Source organism: Rhizorhabdus sp. P4_G5 (assembly GCF_056401065.1).
This window is the reverse complement of sequence record NZ_JBFUKB010000005.1, coordinates 43,642-62,484: the sequence shown is the minus strand read 5'-3', so window position 1 is coordinate 62,484 and position 18,843 is coordinate 43,642. Positions and strand designations below refer to the sequence as shown.

Sequence of the window (18,843 nt, the reverse complement as noted above, 5' to 3'; positions counted from 1 at the left end):
GCGAGACGCTCCATGCACAGGGCTTCTATCGTGTCGGACGGTTCAAACTGGTCCTCAGAACTCGTTCCAGTCGTCTTCCGGCGCGATCGCGAGAGCCGCGTTGCCACGTGAGGCCGGAGCGCTGCGGACGATACGGGCCGCTACCGGGCTCGGAGCCTGGTGGGCTTCGCCGCGCATCGGCTCGATCCTGGCGCCGCTGCCGACGTCGAAGCGCGAAACCTGGGTGACGAGCTGTTCGGCTTCGGTGGCAAGGCTCCGCGCGGCAGCCGCGCATTCCTCGACCATCGCGGCGTTGCGCTGGGTCACGCTGTCCATCTCGGTGATGGCGGTATTGACCTGCTGGAGGCTGGCAGACTGCTCCTGTGCCGCGGTCGCGATGTCGCTGACCAGGCTGCTCACCTCGTTGACGCGCTCGGAGATCCGCTCCAGCGACTTGCCGGTTTCACCGACCAGCCTGACGCCGCTTTCCACTTGACTGGAACTCGCCATGATGCGGGCTTTGACGTCCTTCGCCGCTTCTGCCGCGCGCTGCGCCAGCGCCCGGACCTCGGATGCGACCACCGCGAAGCCCTTGCCGGCATCGCCCGCCCGCGCCGCTTCCACGCCGGCGTTCAGCGCCAGCAAATTCGTCTGGAAAGCAATTCCATCGATGACGGTGATGATGGCAGCGATTTCCTGCGAGCCGCGCTCGATGCCGTTCATGGCCTCGATGGTCTCCTGGACGACGGCTCCGCTCTTGTCGGCGTCGACCTTAGCCAGGGCGACCGCCGCATTGGCCTTGGTTGCGCTCTCTGCAGTTTCCTTCACGGTTGCATTGATCTGGTTCATCGCAGCAGCGGTTTCTTCGAGGCTCGCCGCCTGGCGCTCGGTGCGCCGGGACAGGTCACCCGAGGCCTGGTCGACCTCGCCGGCGCCGGTGCGGATGCCGCCGCTGCTCGACGAAATCGTGAGCATCGCAGTGCGCAACCCCTGGACCGCTGCGTTGAAATCATGCTCGAGCTTCGCATAGCCGTTTGGAAAACCGCTCAGCGAGGTGGTCAGGTCGCCTTCGGAAAGCTTGGCGAGACTATTGGCGAGTTGGTCGACCACCAACTGCTGCTCTGCGTCGGATCGCACCTTGTCCGCATCCGACTTGCTCTTGGCGATCGCCGCATCGCGGAACTGCTGGACGGCCGCCGCCATCCCGCCAAGTTCGTCGCCACGATCGATGCCGGGAATCTCCGACTGGGCATCGCCCTCGGAAAGCGCGGTCATGCGGCTCGCCAAGGCTCCAATCGGCGCCGAAATCCCGCGGCGCGCGATCATCAATCCGGCAACCATGCTGAGGATGACGCCAATGATACCGCTGGAGACGATCAACTTGATCGTGGAAGCAGTATCGGCCGAGAGGGCGGCGGCTTCGTCCGTAGCGGTCTTGCCCAACTGGTCGTTGAGCGCCACCACGGTTTTCGAAAGGGCCTCCATATCGCGATCGACGTTGGACAACGCGATCCGCGCTTCATCCTTGCGATCGGCGAGCCCAAGGCCGATGGCTGCCTCGTTCGCCTGCGCGACTTCCGTCATCGCGGCGCGGATGGGCAGGGCCTCATCCGAGATATCCGGGTTGAACTTAACGGCCTCGTCGAGTGTCGCGACGGCAGACTCTCCACTCTTTCGCGCCTGTTCCGCGGCGCTGCGAGCTTCCTGGCTGGTGCCGGGATAGGCCATCACCCGATAGCCGCCATAAACCATGTCCACCGCTTGCCGAAGCGACCGCGTCATGCGCTGCACCGACGGCTGAACATGGTTGGTCAGCTGGCCGTAGGACGTGTCCATCTTGATGAAGCGGGCTGTCGCGAGGCCAGTGATGCCAAGGGCGAAAGCTGCCAGCAGGCCGACGACCAGAGCGATCTTTTGAGAGATGGAAAAGTTGCTGAGGTTGAACATCGGTATTTCCTCGAATGACGAAAAATCAGGAATAAACTCGATCCAATGGACGTGCGCTGCGACTTCGGAGTGAGACGCGCAAAGGGACCTTGCCCGGTATTCGGGATGGATTGCGGCGTTCTGGCCGGCAGACGAACGAAAACGCGACACCTCGCCTGCCCGCAGCTGCGGGCGATGGCGTTGAAAAGGATGCCGCTTCGCTCGTTTCGATCGAGCCGTTCTGATAATGCATCGTGTGCCGCCTGCGACATGACTATGCGCAGTTTGCTAGGACCTCGAGGTTAACAAGAGGCTAAGTATGGGCCCGGGATTTTTACCACCAATTTTTACCAACTGATATCGCACGGCGATTTCGCCAGCCTCGACCACCCACCCTCCTGTTTTATTTGGGAGAACTTGCTGTCGAGCGCGTGGAACCGACGAGAGCGGACGTGCCAGGCAATCGCAGCACCGCCCCGCCCGAGAGAGGCTGTCGGGTGCCTCCACAATCGCCGCGATCCCGCCCCTCGCTCGGTGAGCCTGCTGATTCGCTTCGGCGAAACTGGCGCAGCGCCTGAACAGAGGCGCAAGCTGGAGCTGCCTAACCGTTGATCAGCTTGGCCGCGAATGCGATCTTCAGGATATCGGCGACACTATCCACCGCCAGCCGGTCCATGAGCGCCGCGCGGTAAAGCTCGACAGTCCGCACGCTCAGGCCGAGCTTGTACGCGATCATCTTGTTGGGATGTCCTTCGACAAGGCCCATCATCACGTCCTGTTCGCGCGGCTTGAGGCGGGCGACCTTGGCTTCGGCCTCTGCCGTCCGGGCACGGCTCTCGGCGCTGCTGCTCAGCCGCTCGATCGCATCAACGATCGCGCTCTCGAGTTGTTCGAACAGCACCGGCTTCTCGATAAAATCGGTCGCCCCATTGCGCATCGCTTCCACGGCCAGGGCGATATTGCCCTCGCCGGTCAGCATCACGACCTGATGGGGCGATTTTCGCCTCTGCATCTCCTGCAAGACCTGCATGCCGGTCATCACCGGCATGCTGAAATCGAGCAGCACGCAACCTGGTGCCGCCGACCGCTCCTCCTCGAGCCACGAAGGGCCGTCGGAATATGCCTTCAGCTTCCACGGCGTCCGGGTCGACAGCAGGTCGACGAGCGACTCGCGAAGATCGTCGTCATCGTCGATGATGTACACACAGGCTGGGTCAGCCATCCCTTCCCTCCTCGTTCACCGCTACTGGAAGGATCAATGCGAACCGGGCGCCCCTCTCCACCGCAGCTGTGTAGAGGAGCTGGCCGCCATGCGCTTCCATGATGCGTTTGCTGATCGACAGGCCGACGCCCATGCCCCCGAGCTTTTCGGTGGAGAAGGGCTTGAAGATCTCGGCAGCTCGCTCCGCTGTGATGCCAGGGCCATTATCTTCGACGGCAATCTCGTTGAATCCGTTGGGCAGCCGCCGCACCGTCAACGAGATCGCCGGCCTCGCCGTTCCCGGCTGCTCGAGCGCTTCGACGGCATTGCGCAGGAGATTGAACAGCACCTGCTGGATCTGCACGCGATCCGCCAGCACCGCGGCTTGCGGCTCGTCGATCTTGATCTTGAGCGATATGCCCTTCTGCCGAACGGCGCTCGACAGGAGCGCCGTCGCTTCGTTCACGATCGCGGCCACGGGCTCGATCCGCTTGTCCGCTTCTCCCTTCTCGACGAAGGAGCGGAGCCGTTTGACGATGGCACCGGCCCGCATGGACTGGTCGCTGGCTTTCTTGATCGCCTCCAGCAGCCGCTGGTGATGTGCGGGGTCCCCCGATTGCACCAGGAATTCCGCGGTCGAAAGCTGGTTCACCACCGCGCTTAGCGGCTGGTTGAGCTCATGAGCCAGCGCCATGCTCAACTCGCCGACGGCGCTCAACCGGGCGACATGGATCAGATCATTCTGCAACAACTGCAGCTTGGCCTCGGTTTCGAACCGCTGCGTGTGATCGCGGATGAATCCGGTGAACAGCCGCTCGCTGTCGGTGGACGCGTCGCCTACCCACAATTCGATCGGGAATTCGGTGCCATCGGCCCGGACCCCGTACATGATCCGCGATTGGCCCATGATCCGCGCTTCGTTGGTCTTGAGGTAGCGCAGAAGATAACCTGCATGTTCCGAGCGATAGGGCTCCGGCATGAGAATCTCGATGGGCTGACCGATCGTTTCCGACTGCACCCGGCCGAACATTCGTTCGGCGGCGGCGCTGAATCCACGGATCTTGCCGAACTCGTCGATCACGATCATCGCGCTGGGGACGGTCGACATCGTCGCGCGAAGCTCGGCTTCGCCGCGTCGTTTGTCGGTCTGGTCGATCAGCGCACCGACAAGCTGTCGTAATTCGCCGCCTTCGAGCAGCGGGCGAAGAGAGGCACGGAGATGCCGGCGATCGCCGTCACGGCGCACGAATATCGAGGAAATGCCGATCTGCGGCTCACCCTCGCGCAGGCAGCGCCGCAGCTTGCGAAGATGCTTCGCCTTGGCGGTCAGTGGCAGGCGGCGGAAAGCGGCGATGTCGAAGCGACTGAGCCCGGCGGGAAGCTCCAGCATGTTCGCAGCACCGGCCGAAAGTCTCACCTCTGCGGCGCACAGATCCCAGGCGAAAAAGCCGATAGTCTCAAGATCGGAAGCGGCCCCCATCTGCAACGCAGTGACCGCGGCTTCCGCCGACTCATACCCCAACATACTCGCTTCGACGTTCAAAGGCCGCCCCCTCGCTGTGCGATGATTGCACAGCGATCTCTTACCGCGTGTCGCGCTACCACTCTTCCAGCTGCAAACAGATACTAGACATTTACTTATATTGCAAAGATTACGTAGTTTCCCCTATAATATGCAAAGAACTTAGGCTCGCACCCTTCGGCCAATTTGTTTTCCGGATTACATTGTCCACGACCATCTTCGCTGCACCGCAGTAAACTTTTCTCCTTCTCCTGTGCAATGATCGCTGTTCTCTATATCTTTTCAGAGGCGATTCGAGCTGCCATTTCCCCATATGCGCCGCTGAGTTTAATCCAATTTGGATAGAAACAATCTCCCCTACACCCTCGACTCAGACAGCGCATGTCGGAGCAAGTGAATCTACGTTGGTATTATTCGATACTTGTCATGACGGGGCGGATCCAACATCACTCAGCCTCGGCATGTTGATGAGCGTCAGTATCGGGGAGTGGGTCAAGTGGGAGCTTACCGGGTTTACATCATGGACTGCATGGGCCTCCATATCGAGGACTGCGCCTCGATCAGCGCAGCGAACGATGCGGACGCGATCCAGGCCGCGGAGCGTCGCCACGACCGTCACCCGTCCGAACTATGGCTAAAAGACCGGCTCGTCAGGGCATTCCCTTCACACCGGGCGGTGTACCGCACCGCGCAATAGCCGTGCCATGGTCTGCGATCCCATCTGTCTGATCGGGATCGGTTATCCTTGGAGCCGCCGAAAAGAGGAGGCTTCTCCGGACAGCAGAGGCCCGATCCCTTTCCGCGAAAATTTCCCTGACTTTTGAGCAACTCACGCGTTTGAATATGCGGGAGCACGCGACATGACAGCCACGGAGGATCAGGACGATCTCGGCGCGACCGCCAGCAGCCCCGGCGTATTAGGCTGGCCCGCCTGGCGCGCGATACTCGGGCGAGTGTGGATCAATAGCGGTCGGCATAACATCGGACTGATGGCCGGCGGAGTAGCCTTCTATGGCTTCCTGTCCTTCGTGCCGCTGCTCGGCGCGCTGGTTATGACCTATGGCCTGATTGCCGACCCGTCCACAGTCGCCAAGCACATGCGGATGATCATCGATCTGGTTCCCGCCGAGGCCGCGAAGCTGATCTACGATCAACTCCTCTCGCTGACCACCGCGGCCGCCAGCAAGAAAGGCCTCGGGCTCGGGCTCGCCATGGCGGTCTCGATCTTCGGCGCGAGCCGCGCGGCGGGCGGGATGATGAGTGCGCTCAACGTGATCTACGAACAGGAGGACCGTCGCGGGATCCTGCGGAGCACCGGGATCGCTACGCTCATGATCGTCTGCGCCATCCTGATCGGAATCGTCGGCGTGCTGTCTGCCTCGGTGCTGGGTTTCGTCGAGGACCTCATCGGCGGGCTGAGCGCGATCGGCGCCACCTTGGTCCGGATGGCCACCTGGGTGCTGGCCGGCCTGCTGGCCAGCGCGACGATCGCGGCAATGTATCGCTTCGCGCCGGATCGAGAGGATGCGCGCTGGCGCTGGCTCAGCGTGGGAGCCGTGCTGGCGACGATCTCCTGGCTGCTGGTGACGATCGGCTTTGGCTTCTACGCATCCCGGTTCGGCGGCTATGACGTGACCTATGGATCGCTCAGCGCGATCGTGGTGCTGCTGATGTGGCTGTACCTCTCGGCCTACGCAATCCTGGTCGGCGCGCTGGTGAACGCAGAAGCGGAACGGCAGACCTGCGTCGACAGTACCGTGGGCCCGCCGCAGCCACTGGGCGAACGCGGCGCGACGATGGCCGACATGAGCGCCGCGCTCGACACGCGCGCTACGAACTAAAGACCGCGCAAGCGCACGCCGTGCTGCCGAACCGGGCGACCCGACCAATATCGACCGGTCACCGCATCGCTGCGTCCGCTGCCGTGGCGGGCTTTTTCCATGTGCAGCATCGACAGCTTCATATGGGCGTCAGCAGCGACACTGCTCGACGCTCGATGCGCCATGTCCAACTCCGCTCTGGCGCGTCGAACATGATATTCGCGATCACCGTGAGTCATGGAAAGTCTCCGATCGCCGAGCACTTTGCCGCCGCTGCACGTGCAGGTCATTTACCTGGGTGGAAATATGTACCGAAAAATCCTCTAGCCGCCCTCATTCCAGCGGAATCGGGCTGGCGGTATCCCCGCGGCTCTCCGGGCCATTGGTGATTCCACCCGAGGTGAAATCGCTCTAGAGCCGATGAACTTCGACCGTCGCAAGGGAGTTACAAGATGATGCCCATTCCCTTCGACAATAGCTATGCGCGCCTGCCCGACCGCTTCTTCGCCCGCGTAGCGCCCGCCAGGGCCCCGGCGCCGGCGCTGGTGCGGGTCAACGATGCGCTCGCCGGCGAGCTCGGCATCGACGCCGCATGGCTGCGCCGGCCGGACGGCCTGGAAATCCTGTCGGGACGAGAGATTGCGGACGGCTCCGACCCGATCGCGCTGGCCTATGCCGGGCACCAGTTCGGCAGTTTCGTGCCACAGCTTGGCGACGGGCGCGCGATCCTGCTTGGGGAAGTGGTCGACACCCAGGGCAGGCGACGTGATATTCAGCTCAAGGGCGCCGGGCGGACGCCCTTCTCCCGCTCGGGCGACGGACGCGCCGTGCTGGGCCCGGTGCTGCGCGAATATCTCGTCAGCGAAGCTATGGCCGCGCTAGGCATCCCCACCACGCGCGCCCTCGCAGCCGTGACCACCGGGGAACCCGTCATGCGCGACACCATGCTGCCGGGCGCGGTCCTCACGCGCGTCGCAGCCAGCCATATCAGGGTCGGAACCTTCCAGTTCTTCGCGGCCCGCGGCGACCGGGAGGCGCTTGGTCTGCTCGCCGATCATGCCATATCGCGGCATTATCCGGCGGCAGCCGCAGCAGCCCGGCCCTATCGCGCCTTTCTGGACGCGGTGATCGCCGCTCAGGCGGATCTGGTTGCGCGCTGGCTGCTGGTCGGGTTCATCCATGGCGTGATGAATACCGACAATATGGCGATTTCGGGCGAGACGATCGACTATGGCCCCTGCGCCTTCATGGACCATTATGATCCGGCGACGGTGTTCAGCTCGATCGACCGGATGGGGCGCTATGCCTATGGCAACCAGCCGCGCATCGCCCACTGGAACCTCGCGCGGCTGGCAGAGGCGGTGCTACCGCTGCTCGCCGACGATGAAGACGCGGCGCTCGCCGACGCGCAGGAGGCGCTGACGACGTTCGCGCCGGCCTTCGAGGCGGCCTATCACAGCGGCCTGATGCGCAAGCTCGGCCTGTCGGGCAGGCACGAGGACGACGTAGATCTTATCAGCGCCATCCTCGGCGCCATGACGGAGAACCAGGTCGACTTCACCCTGTTCTTCCGCCGATTGGGCGACGCCGTCCTGGGCGATGGCGAGCCGATCCGCTCGCTCTTCGTCGATCCGACCACCTATGACGGCTGGGCGCTACGCTGGCAGAGGCGCCTGGCCGACGAGCCGCTGGATGCGGCTGAGCGCCGCGCGGCGATGAACTCCGTCAATCCGGCCTTCATCCCGCGCAACCACCATGTCGAGGCGATGATAAACGCTGCGGTGGACGATGAGGATTTCGCGCCATTCGAGGAACTGCTGTCCGTCACATCCCGCCCCTATGATGATCAGCCCGACTTCGAACGCTATGCCGAACCGCCGCTGGCCCATGAGCGGGTTGCAGCGACTTTCTGCGGCACGTGACGCCATAGCCGCCCTGGCCCCTGCGCCTCTAGCTAGACCAGCGGTTCCGATGCGTCATCTGCCGTAACGGCCGGCCTGGGCGCAAAGATTCTTCGCCCGCGCCCGCCTTGGCTATTCCGAAAGCGATCGGGCCCAGTCGCGGCGGATGAAGGTGAGAGCGGTGGCGGCAAGGAGCACGGCCAGGAAAACCTGCCACGCCATGCGATAATCGCCGGTCATGTCAAATGCCCATCCGGCCAGCATCGGACCGCCCATGGCCAGCGGGGTCATCGCCGCCCGCGTTCCGCCCAGCGCGCTGCCGCAGCTGGCGAGCCCGAAGATGTGGGAGACGAGCGCGGCCCATACCGGCATCATGCCGCCAAGTCCCAGGCCGAATATGATGGCGGCGCAGGCCAGGGTCGCATAGCCGCCCTCGGCGATCAGCAGGACCATCGCGGCCGCCATCAGCAACAGGCCCAGACGCTGCGCCCAGCGCAGGTCGACCCGATCCGCCACCAGACCGAAGGCAAGCTTGCCGGCGAGGGCTCCGCCGCCGACCATGGATACAAGCGTGGCGCCTTCCAGACTGGTGAAGCCCCGCCCGATCGCATAGGGTACGAGCGAGATCATCATCGCGCCATTCACGCCGATCATCGTGCCGCAGCAGGCGGAGATGATCCAGAAGCCCGGGATGGCGCCGAGCGCGCGGAAGCCCATCACCTTCCGCCCCACCGGGAAGGCGGGCTGGAGCTTGCGCTCCCGCTCGGGCATGGTCGGCGGCACCGTGGCGAACAACCAGATCGGCCCTATGAGCAACAGCATCGCCAGCCCGTAGATGGCGAAGGTCGCGCGCCAGCCGGCCATGTCGATCAGCGCGCTCGACAACGGCGGAAAGACCATCGCTGCGACCGAGGCGCCGATGATCGAGAGGCCCAGCGCCAGCCCGCGGCGGCGTTCGAACCAGTGCGAGATCAGATAATTGCTGGTCACATTGCCGATGAAGATGTCCGCCGTGGCGATCAGCGTGCCGAACAGCAGCACGATCTGCCACATCGCGGTGGTCGCGCCGACCAGCGCCAGCCCGACGGCTGTGCCGACCACGCCGATCAGCGCCAGCCTGCGGATCGGCCAGCGATCGGCAAGCCAGCCAACCGGTGCCGAACCCAGCGCCCCGATCAGCACGACCAGCGAATAGGCGAAGTTGATCACCGTGCGCGGCGCCTGGAACTCTTGTTCGAAGGCGGCGGAATAATTGCCATAGGCATAGTAGATGGGGCCGGAAGCGAACAGCTGCAGCAGGAAGCCGAGGCCGACGGCATACCAGCCGGGATATATCCCGCTGCCCTTGGCAGCTGTGGCCGCCGGCTGAGGACATTCCGGTTCGGATCCGCGCATATTCTCTCCCGAGTTTCCAGTTCGATACCGGGATGCCAGGATGCGGGCCCGGACCCTCGCGCGGCCGGGCCTGCACCGCGATCAGAAGAAATATTCGAGCTTCACCCCATAGGTGGCCGGCTTCGCGTAGGTCACCGAGGTGGCGATGCCCGAAACCAGGATGCCGGCAATATATTTCTCGTCGAAGATGTTGTTGCCGAACAGGGTGGCCCGCCAGCGTTCATCGGCCGTGGTATAGGCGACATTGGCGTTGAACACCGTGAAGCTCGGCTGGCGGATATTGCCCTCGATATCATGGTTCATCCGCCCGGTGTACGAGCCGGTGAGGTTGAAGAGCAGGCCGGCGCCGCCAGCGACCATCGTCTCATAGGCGATCGTTCCGTTGAGCTGCAGCCGCGGCGTCCGGACCAGGCGGTTTCCGCTTGCATCGGCGATGATGTAGCTGGTGTTCCCGCCGATCGGCACCCCGGCCGCGTTGGTCGTCGGCCGGAAACCCTGCGCTCGCTCGAATTCGGTATATTCGCCATGCGTGTAGGCGACGCCGCCGCGGATCGACAGCCCCTTCGCCGGCGCTACCGTGGCATTGGCTTCGAAGCCGTAGATCTCGGCCTTGGCCGCGTTGCGCAGCGTCGGGGATACCGCGGTCGCGCCGAAGGCCGAGACCTGCAGGTTCTTGTACTTGTAGAAATAGGAAGCCGCATCGAAGCTCAGCGCGCGTGAGGGCGATCCCTTCATGCCGATTTCGAATGCATCCACCGTTTCCGGCTTGACCGCCACGCCCTGCAGGCCGTTGGCGTTGAAAACCCCTGATTTGAAGCCCTTGCTGTAGCTCGCATAGGCATTGACCGTCGGGGTGACCGCGTAGCGCAGCGACAGGCGCGGCGTGAAGCTGTCGAAACTGTCGCGGGCAGCGGTTAGCGTCGCCGGGTTTTCCTGTCCGGTCGCCGGAACGATGCGGGCACCGCGGAATTTCGGCTTGTCCTTGCTGTAGCGCAGGCCGCCGATCATGGTGAGCCGGTCATTGAGCTTGTAGGTCAGCTCGCCGAAGACCGCGACGGCCGTGATCTTGATGTCGTTCACGTTCACGCCCGACGTCAGCGGAGGTCTGCCGTCGGTGGTGAGGCCGCCGAAGGAACGAAGATGGAAGAAGCCGTCCTCCTCATAATAGGTGGCGCCGGCAAGCCAGGACAGCGGGCCCGTGCCGTTGGAGACGAGCGTGAGATCCTGCGAAATGGTGTCGTCGCCGAAACCGATGCGCGACTGGGAGAAGGCCGCCGGCGTGAGGTCGGAGTCGGTGAAGACGAACTGGCGCGCCTTCGTGAAGGCGCTCAGCGAGGTCAGCGTCGCGAAGCCGAAATCATATTCGATGAGCGTGCTGCCGCCCCAGGTCGTGACCCGGTTGATCGGCACCAGGTTGAGCGCTGACGTGTTGGGCTTGCGCGCAATCAGGATGCCGGGCACCGTCGCGCGGAGCTGGGCATCGCCGTTCAGCGGCTGGTTGCCGAAGGTCGTCAGGTCGTTGGCCCGATTATAATAGCCCGTCAACTTGACCCGCAGCTGGTCGTTCGGCTCGAAGAGCATCTTGCCGCGAAGACTCTTCGAATGCAGATATCCCAGGCGTTTGTTCAGATAGATGTCGCGGCGGAAGCCGTCATTGGTCAGATAGTCGCCGGAGAGGCTGACCGCGACCGTGTCGGACAACGGCGTGGACGCGAAGAAATTGGCCTGGAATTCATCGAAGCGGCCATAGCTCACCGCCAGCTTTCCGGTGGTCTCGCCCAGCTTGGGATCGCGCGTGGTGATGCTGATCGCGCCGCCGGCGGCGTTGCGGCCGAACAGCGTTCCCTGCGGCCCCTTCAGCACCTCGATCCGCTGAAGATCGACGAAGCGCAGGAAATTACCCGCCTGGAACGGCTGATAGACGCCGTCGATATAGATGGCGACGTTCGAACTGTCGCCGACCGAACTGCCGCTCGAACCGATGCCGCGGATCACCGGCTGCGCCGACGAGCCGACCGATTGAAAGTTCAGGCCCGGCGTGATCTGGGTCATCGAGCGGGCATCGGCGATGCCGGTGCGGGCGAGCGTTTCGGTGGTGAAGGCGGTGATCGAGAAAGGAACCTGGCTCTGCTTCTCGACGCGGCGCTGCGCCGTGACGACGATATCGCCGATCGCCTCGGAACCTGCCGAAGTCTCGGCGCCGGCCGTGGAAACCGGCTGGGCCGCAGCGACGCTGGAAAGTGCCAGCACTGCCACCGCTGAGGCTGCTGACAGACTGTCGATCAGGCGCATGTTTCTCTCCCCTTTATTTTGCTTTTTTAAGCTTCGGCCAATGACTATGGCCCCGGAAAATGCTTCTCAAGCCGGTGGGGATTCGATCACATCCATGAATGTTTGGGGAGGGAATGCCGTCGGTTCCGTAGCGACCGGGGCCTAGCTGGCTACCAATTCCCGTCGATGAACGTGATGCGGGTGGATGTGCCTTCGGCCGAGGTGCGATGCTCGATCTGGCCGGCGATCTGACGCGCAAGCCCCTGTACGAGCTTGAGGCCGCTGCCGTCCGCCTTGGCCGGATCATAGCCTATCCCGTTGTCCCAGACCGTGAGCGCCGCCTGCCCATTGCCGGGAGCCGCGGAGAGTTCCACGGCAATGCCGCCCGCCTTTCGTCCCTCGAAAGCATATTTCAAGCTGTTGGTGACCAGTTCGTTGACGATCAGACCGATCGGCACGGCGCGTTCCGACGGCAGCATGATGTCATCCGCATTCACGCTCAGGGTGATCTTCTCCTGCTGCCGGATGATGCCACTGCACAGCGCCTGGAGATAGGCGGGCATGCTGATGGCGTGGTTTCGCTGGTCGAGCCTCAATTGGTCGTTCGCCAGCGCGACGGCCGTGATCTGTTCCGCAATCTGGTTGATAATCAGCCGGTCCTCCTCGGAAGGCGCCTTCCGCGCGTGCACCGTCACCATGGAGAGGATGAGCTGGAAATAATTTTTGACGCGATGCTGCATCTCGCTGAGCCAAAGGTTGCGGTGCTGAACCTCGCGGGCGACCTGCTCCAGCGCGCGGCCATGCTGGCCCTGCACCTCATGTCGCTTGACCACGCCGGCGACGATGTAGGAGATCGCAAGCACGAACTCGATCGTATCTTCGCGGAAGTCGCGGCGTTCGTTGCTGTCGACCTCGAGCACGCCCCACACCGCGTTATCGACCAGGATCGGCACATTCGCGACCGATATGATGCCGTGCGACCTGAGGATCGGAGACGCCACATACTCCGCCGATCGGGTGATGTCGTCGATCGCCGTGGCTTGTCCGGTCTGCACCACCCTGCCCGGCGGCGACGCGAGATCGATCCCGAACGTCACCTTGCCGACCACCCCTTCACGCCAGCCCACCCCGTTGATGAGCAGCAGATCGCCTTCCGCCGGCCGATAGCGCATGATCTTGGTGTTCGAAACTTCGAGAGCCAGCGCAAGCTGCGACACGACATGGTCGAAAAAGGCGTCCAGCGACAGCGATTGCGAAGCCAGCAGGCCGACATCGACGATGATCCGCAGATGCGACCTCAACTTCTCGGCGTCGGCGATGTCGGAGCCAGCGGATTTCCGTGCCATAGCTCTTCTTCCCTCCTGCCGCCAACGCGCGAGCCCCGAAATGGATCATCCAACGGCTCCCGGAGCCTGGGCTAGGCCAGCTGCGGGGCCAATGGGCTACCTAAGCCACGGCGGATCGGCTAGAATAGGGAACGGAATCGAGTGCCGCATGACCCGTAGCTGGAACCGTCCGATATCCCACAGGTCCGCGAGGAGCGGCCGCCCCCGATGAGCCCTGTTACCGGCGGCCCGCTCGCGCTCGAATGCGACCTCGTGATGAAGGGCGGCGTCACCAGCGGCATCATATATCCGAGTGCCATCGCCGCCATTGCGCGCGATTATCGGCTGCGCGCGGTCGGCGGCACGTCCGCGGGCGCGATCGGCGCCGCGGCCGCCGCGGCGATGGAGTTCGGTCGGCGATCCGGGCGCAATGGCGACGCTCCGGCAATGATGGCCTCGCTGGCATCCCGCCTTGGCGCGCCTAGCGACGGACGCCCGCTGCTGCTGCGCCTGTTCGAACCCGATGCTTCGACGGCGCCGCTGTTTCGACTGTTGATGCGGGTGTCGGAGGCTAGGCGGCGAGGCACCGGCACGGTCCTTCGCCTGTTCCTGCTGGTGCCGGCGATGATCGCGCTGCTGGTTGCCGGTGCGGTGGTCGGGGTGCTCGTCTGGCGCCTCCCCGAGCCGCGCGCCGCCGCGGGCATCGCCTTGGCGATGCTGTCGCTGCTGTGCGGTGCGGTCGTGCTGACCGTGCTGTTCGCCGCCGCCTACTGGTTGCCGCGGATCAAGGGCGGCCTGGCGGCGACCGCCGACAATGGCTTCGGCTTCTGCTCCGGAATGGCGCGCTACAGGACGCCGGCCCTGCGGTGGCGCTGGCCGTGGCAGCGCCCGCCGACGGCGGCCGAAGCGCCCTCGCTGTCGGAGTGGCTGCACGAGCAGTTCCAGGCGCTTGCCGGCCTGGACGAGGACGAACCGCTCTGCTTCGGCGACCTGTGGGCGGCATCGCACCGCGTGGCGGGCCGACCGCGCGAAGCGGCGTTCGCGATCGCGATGGAACAGGCTGCCGCCGTCGCGCGCGAACGACCGGCCCGCGAGAGCGCGACCGCACCGAACCCCGCGCCGCGCCTCGACGGCATTGCGCGCGACATCGAGCTCGCGCTGGTCGCATCGGACATCAACCGCGCCCAATCGGTGCAATTGCCTTTCATGCGCCGCGAGGACCGGCTCTATGCGCGGATCAGCGATCTGCGGGCGCTGTTTCCCGAAACGATCGTCACCTGGATGGTGAAGCACCGGCGGACGAGCGCCGAGATCGATGCCGAACTCGAGGCGCTGGTTCCCGAAGCCGAAGCCCGCGCGGACTTCATCCGCCTGCCTCGCCCCGAAGACCTGCCCGTGCTGATCGCCGTCCGCATGTCGCTCAGCTTCCCATTCCTGTTCCGCGCGGTCCGGCTCTATGTCGTGCGCCGCAACGGCCAGGCGCCGGGATGCCAGGAACTCGCCGAGGTCTGGCTCGCCGATGGCGGGATCACCTCGAACTTCCCGATCCATCTGTTCGACGCACCCATTCCCGGGCGGCCGACCTTCTGCCTGAACCTGCTCTACCATGACGACGAGCTGGAACCCGACGCTCCCCCGTCCAGAGCGCGCGGCGATGGCGACCACCGCACCGCGGCACCGGCCGATGACACTGGCCTGCCCACCGTCCCAGCCGAAGGCGGCAGCGCCGCGCCGGACGAGCTGGTCTATATGCTGCGCACCAACAGCGGCCGCCTGTCGGCCTATACCCGCTTCACGCCGGGCGCGGCATTCGGGCGGCTGGTCCGCTTCGGCGGCCGCGTGCTGACCACCGCACGGCAATGGGGCGACAATCAATTGATCGATATCCCCGGCTATCGCGACCGTATCGTGCATATCCGCATGCTGCCCGACGAAGGCGGGCTCAACTTCGACATGGGCAAGGACAGGATCGATCTTCTGCAAGCGCGCGGCGCGCGTGGGGGGACGGTGATCGCCAAGCGCTTTCGTCCCGACACGGCCGACGATCCGCTCCATCCCGGCGAGCGGCTCGTGCTCGGCTGGGCCAATCACCGCTTCGTGCGGTTCCGGTCGTTTCTCGCCGGACTGGAAGTGGCCGCGTCCCGCTTTTCGACCAACTGGACCCAGGACCGCCTCCGAGCGGAATATCCTTCCGACGATCCACGCCACGTCTATCCGAGCATCGAACAGATGACCGATGGAGCGCGCTCCGGCGACACGGCGCTCCCCAGAACCGGCTATCCGTTCCGCAACGCGGAGCAAGCCGACCTCGCCCATGAAATGGTGAAAGCCTATGTGGCGCTGTGCACGCTTGCCGGTGATCCAGCGTGGCGCGGAATCGACTTCGTCAACGGCCGCGCGACGAGCCCACGCCCCAAGGCGGTGGTCAAGCTTCGCCCGCCGAACGATACCGATGTGCTTTCGGAGCAGCCGTAAGGCGCGACAACTGCTCCGCGCAGAAGGCTGGTCAACCCAGTCCTCCTGCAGGGTCAACCACGAGAATGCGCTTGAACGCTATGGTTTCGGGCCCGAAAACATCCTCGAACATATCGGGCGGCAAGCTAAGGCGGGGGAATTTTCAGCGTCGGGCCATGCATGCCCGTGTTGAGCCATAGTCTGAATGGACGAGGTGGGCGCAGAAGCGACCGTGGAGGATCGCGGACGAGCCACGCGCCAAGAAAAAAAACAATGCTGTCGGCCTCGTAATTTTGGGAGAGGGAGGCATTATGCCGAAATTCAGAATATTAGCGACTGCATCAGCGATCGCCTTTGCGACAGCCGGTTTGTGTCAGGCGAGCGCCCAGGAAGCCGGTCCGACCTCTGGTGCGCCAGCGGAAACGGCCGATGCCGATAGCGGCCTGGGCGAAATCATCGTCACCGCGCGCAGGGTCAACGAAAATCTTCAGCGCGTTCCTGTCGCCGTCACCGCGCTTTCTGCGGACGCACTCAAACAGAAGAACGTCAGGGCGGTCACTGATATTCAGTTCAGTGTACCCAACCTCCAGATCAAGCCGAGCAATCTTTACCCCGGGCAGCCGGAATTCATCATTCGCGGTCAGCGCCAGCAGCTCTATACCGACGAAAATGTCGTCACCTATGTGAATGGCGTGCCGCAGAGTACGCGCGGCCTGACCCTTTATGATCTCGACAGCGTCCAGGCCCTGAAGGGGCCGCAGGGTACCTTGTTCGGGAAGAGTTCGCTCGGTGGCGCGATGGTTTTCACCACCGCCCGCCCGACATACGACCTGGGCGGCTCGGTGGAACTTGAATACGGCAATTACGACCGCAAGGCCGCGACTGCGGTCCTCAACCTCCCGATCGTGGCCGACATGGCCGCCCTCCGCCTCGCCGGAAATATCGAGCGGCGGGACGGGGTGTTCGAGAACCCGCTGGCGGGCCAGAAGGACCCAGGCAACCGGCGCAATGAAAGCATACGCGGCACGCTGCTGCTGCAGCCGACGGATCGCTTAGAGAGCATCACGACCGTCGACTATCTGCATCGTAACGAGGTTCCGTCGCCCTCCGTGATCGAGGCGGCGCCCACGGCGGCCCCAGGCTTCGCAGGACTGATCTCCATTCTGACCCAGGACGGCGTCAGGCAGCAAAGCGCGCTGGCCGGCGCCACGCCGATCTTGCGCAACGGCTTGCTCGTCCGGCAGGGGAGTCCTTTCCACTTCGCAACGCAGACTGGCATTGGCAAGACCAGCGGGCCGGCTCTCGCCGACGCCACTGGCGCTTCCATCAACGTCAATCCGTACAATACGCTGGCGTCGCGCTTGACATCATACGGAGCCGCGAACACCTCAACCTACAAACTCAGCGACGTACTCAGCATCAGGAACATCCTGGGATATCGGCACGAAAAGGCGATCGACCAGCAGGATCCCGGCGGCATCGGCGGTTTTCAGGTCAATGTCGCGCCAGTGCTGACTGCACTTGGCGTACCGGGCCTGCCACCGGTTTTCCCGAGCACCCTGGTCAACAATACCACCCATTACGTGAACACACGCAAGGCTTTGAGCGAAGAACTCCAGTTCATCGTTGAGCTCCCCAACCTCAAGCTCATCGCAGGTGGTTTTTATTCCCATCAGAAAGAGCAGTCATCGGTCAACTCCTTCTTCACCATCGCGTTTCTTTCGCTTTACCCTGTCGGAAGCCATTATCGCGAGGGTAACGTCAAGACCACCAGCAAGGCCCTCTTCGCGCAAGGCACCTATGATTTCTCCAGCATGGGAGCGGAAGGTCTCCGCCTTACCTTGGGCGCGCGCTACAACTGGGATAAAAAGTCCCTGGTGGGTGAGGATTTCTATTCGCCGTCGATCGCTTTTCGCCAGAACTATAATCCGGCAACCACACTTTGCGCAGAGGAAAACCGTACCGGGCTGGCTTCGGTCGGTGTGAACAACGGCGCTCAGTGCAGCCTCACCGGCAGCCACTCGTGGAAGGCGCTGACCTGGACCGCTTCGCTCGAATATCAGATTGCTCCACAGACGCTCACCTATCTGGCGACCAGGCGTGGCTACAAGGCGGGTGGCGTCACGCCCACCTCGTCCGTCAATACTGACTATAATTTCTTCGACCCTGAGAAAATCACCGACGTCGAACTGGGTTTGAAGCATCAGGGATTGATCGGAACCGTTCCGTTCCGCCTCAACATCGCGGGCTTCATCGGCAAATATAGGAACATTCAGACTCAGGACATTCTGGCGTTCTGCGTGAATCCGAGCTGCCCCGGGGGGGTTGCGTCACCGAACTACACCGACCTTCTGATCTTCAACGTCGGCAAGGCGACGATCAAGGGCGTCGAAGTCGAAGGCACCATCAAGCCGATACCGGAACTGACCCTGGATTTCGGCTTCTCCCACCAGGTCGGACGCTATGGCAAGGGCTCAGTCATCCCGCAGCCTCAGAGCGTCGGGCCGATCGGCATCAGCAACCCCATCGATTTCACTTCGGGTGTGAACCTGAAGGGAATTGAATTTCCCGGTGTGCCACGCACGACCTACAGCGTGGCCGGCAACCTCGACATGCCGTTCATCCCGGAGAGCTTCGCGAAGGTGGCTCTCAGCATGAACTACGCCTACCGGACCAAGACCAAAGGTCTTAAGTCAGCGGGCGTATATGGCGCACCCGGATTTGGAGTTCTCGGTGGACGTCTGTCGTTCAATGACCTGTTTGCGTCCCCGTTCGCACTGTCGTTCTGGGTGCAAAACCTGACGGACAAGGCGTATAGGTTGGGATGCTCCGATAACCTCAATTCTATCGGTTATGCAGCTTGCAAGTGGGGCGACCCACGAACCTACGGTGTGACCGGTTCAATCAAGTTCTGATAAAGACAAGTCTACCAATGGCCCTGTCCGGAAGCGGACGGGGCCATTGTCTATCTGAAGGACCGATCCTTCCTGGACAGACCGGTCGCGCCGAGATTGGTCGCACCGGTAAGATCTGTCAGTCTCGGTCATGC

Annotated in this window: 11 protein-coding genes; 4 read left to right on the top strand and 7 right to left on the bottom strand. The window is 63.4% G+C overall.

All coding sequences use genetic code 11. The features are described from left to right. Positions 1-54: 54 nt before the first annotated feature. The 3 genes from AC1DQK_RS10070 to AC1DQK_RS10060 form a co-directional block, all read right to left on the bottom strand. Positions 55-1,926, bottom strand: a complete 1,872-nt coding sequence (locus AC1DQK_RS10070) for a methyl-accepting chemotaxis protein (protein ID WP_477869996.1) — start codon at positions 1,924-1,926, stop codon at positions 55-57. Positions 1,927-2,506: 580 nt separating this feature from the next. Continuing rightward, complete coding sequence (locus AC1DQK_RS10065; RefSeq protein WP_477869994.1) at positions 2,507-3,127, bottom strand: response regulator transcription factor; 621 nt, start codon at positions 3,125-3,127, stop codon at positions 2,507-2,509. Further along, positions 3,120-4,631, bottom strand: coding sequence for a PAS domain-containing sensor histidine kinase (locus AC1DQK_RS10060; protein ID WP_477869992.1), 1,512 nt, complete (start codon positions 4,629-4,631; stop codon positions 3,120-3,122). Before AC1DQK_RS10060 ends, AC1DQK_RS10065 begins: the two co-directional genes overlap by 8 nt. 857 nt (positions 4,632-5,488) lie before the next feature. On the opposite strand from AC1DQK_RS10060, the gene AC1DQK_RS10055 reads away from it, so the two are divergent. Further along, on the top strand, positions 5,489-6,469 hold the full coding sequence (locus AC1DQK_RS10055; RefSeq protein ID WP_477869990.1) for a YihY/virulence factor BrkB family protein: 981 nt from the start codon (positions 5,489-5,491) through the stop codon (positions 6,467-6,469). Here the strand turns inward: AC1DQK_RS10055 and AC1DQK_RS10050 are convergent. Next, the gene (locus AC1DQK_RS10050) at positions 6,466-6,687 is read right to left on the bottom strand and encodes a hypothetical protein (RefSeq protein ID WP_477869988.1); all 222 of its coding nucleotides are present in this window, start codon (positions 6,685-6,687) and stop codon (positions 6,466-6,468) included. The two genes, AC1DQK_RS10055 and AC1DQK_RS10050, sit on opposite strands and share 4 nt — an antisense overlap. Positions 6,688-6,900: 213 nt before the next feature. Between AC1DQK_RS10050 and AC1DQK_RS10045 the strand changes: the two genes are divergently transcribed. Next, positions 6,901-8,370 carry a protein adenylyltransferase SelO gene (locus AC1DQK_RS10045; RefSeq protein WP_477869986.1) on the top strand — a complete coding sequence of 490 codons (1,470 nt, stop codon included), beginning with the start codon at positions 6,901-6,903 and terminating at the stop codon, positions 8,368-8,370. Positions 8,371-8,481: 111 nt separating this feature from the next. Here the strand turns inward: AC1DQK_RS10045 and AC1DQK_RS10040 are convergent, their stop codons facing one another. From AC1DQK_RS10040 to AC1DQK_RS10030, 3 genes are all read right to left on the bottom strand, one after another. After that, positions 8,482-9,744, bottom strand: coding sequence for an MFS transporter (locus AC1DQK_RS10040; protein WP_477869984.1), 1,263 nt, complete (start codon positions 9,742-9,744; stop codon positions 8,482-8,484). Between the two features lie 81 nt (positions 9,745-9,825). Further along, positions 9,826-12,036: a TonB-dependent receptor gene (locus AC1DQK_RS10035; protein WP_477869982.1), complete on the bottom strand. Its 2,211-nt coding sequence runs from the start codon at positions 12,034-12,036 to the stop codon at positions 9,826-9,828. Between the two features lie 149 nt (positions 12,037-12,185). Beyond that, positions 12,186-13,361, bottom strand: coding sequence for a sensor histidine kinase (locus AC1DQK_RS10030; RefSeq protein WP_477869980.1), 1,176 nt, complete (start codon positions 13,359-13,361; stop codon positions 12,186-12,188). Positions 13,362-13,568: 207 nt separating this feature from the next. Here AC1DQK_RS10030 and AC1DQK_RS10025 point away from each other — a divergent pair, with 207 nt between their 5' ends. Together AC1DQK_RS10025 and AC1DQK_RS10020 are read left to right on the top strand one after the other, a co-directional pair. Next, the gene (locus AC1DQK_RS10025) at positions 13,569-15,815 is read left to right on the top strand and encodes a hypothetical protein (RefSeq protein ID WP_477869978.1); all 2,247 of its coding nucleotides are present in this window, start codon (positions 13,569-13,571) and stop codon (positions 15,813-15,815) included. A gap of 290 nt (positions 15,816-16,105) precedes the next feature. Next, a complete protein-coding gene (locus AC1DQK_RS10020; RefSeq protein ID WP_477869976.1) occupies positions 16,106-18,709 on the top strand; it encodes a TonB-dependent receptor in 2,604 nt (867 codons plus the stop codon). The last annotated feature ends 134 nt before the right edge of the window (positions 18,710-18,843 follow it).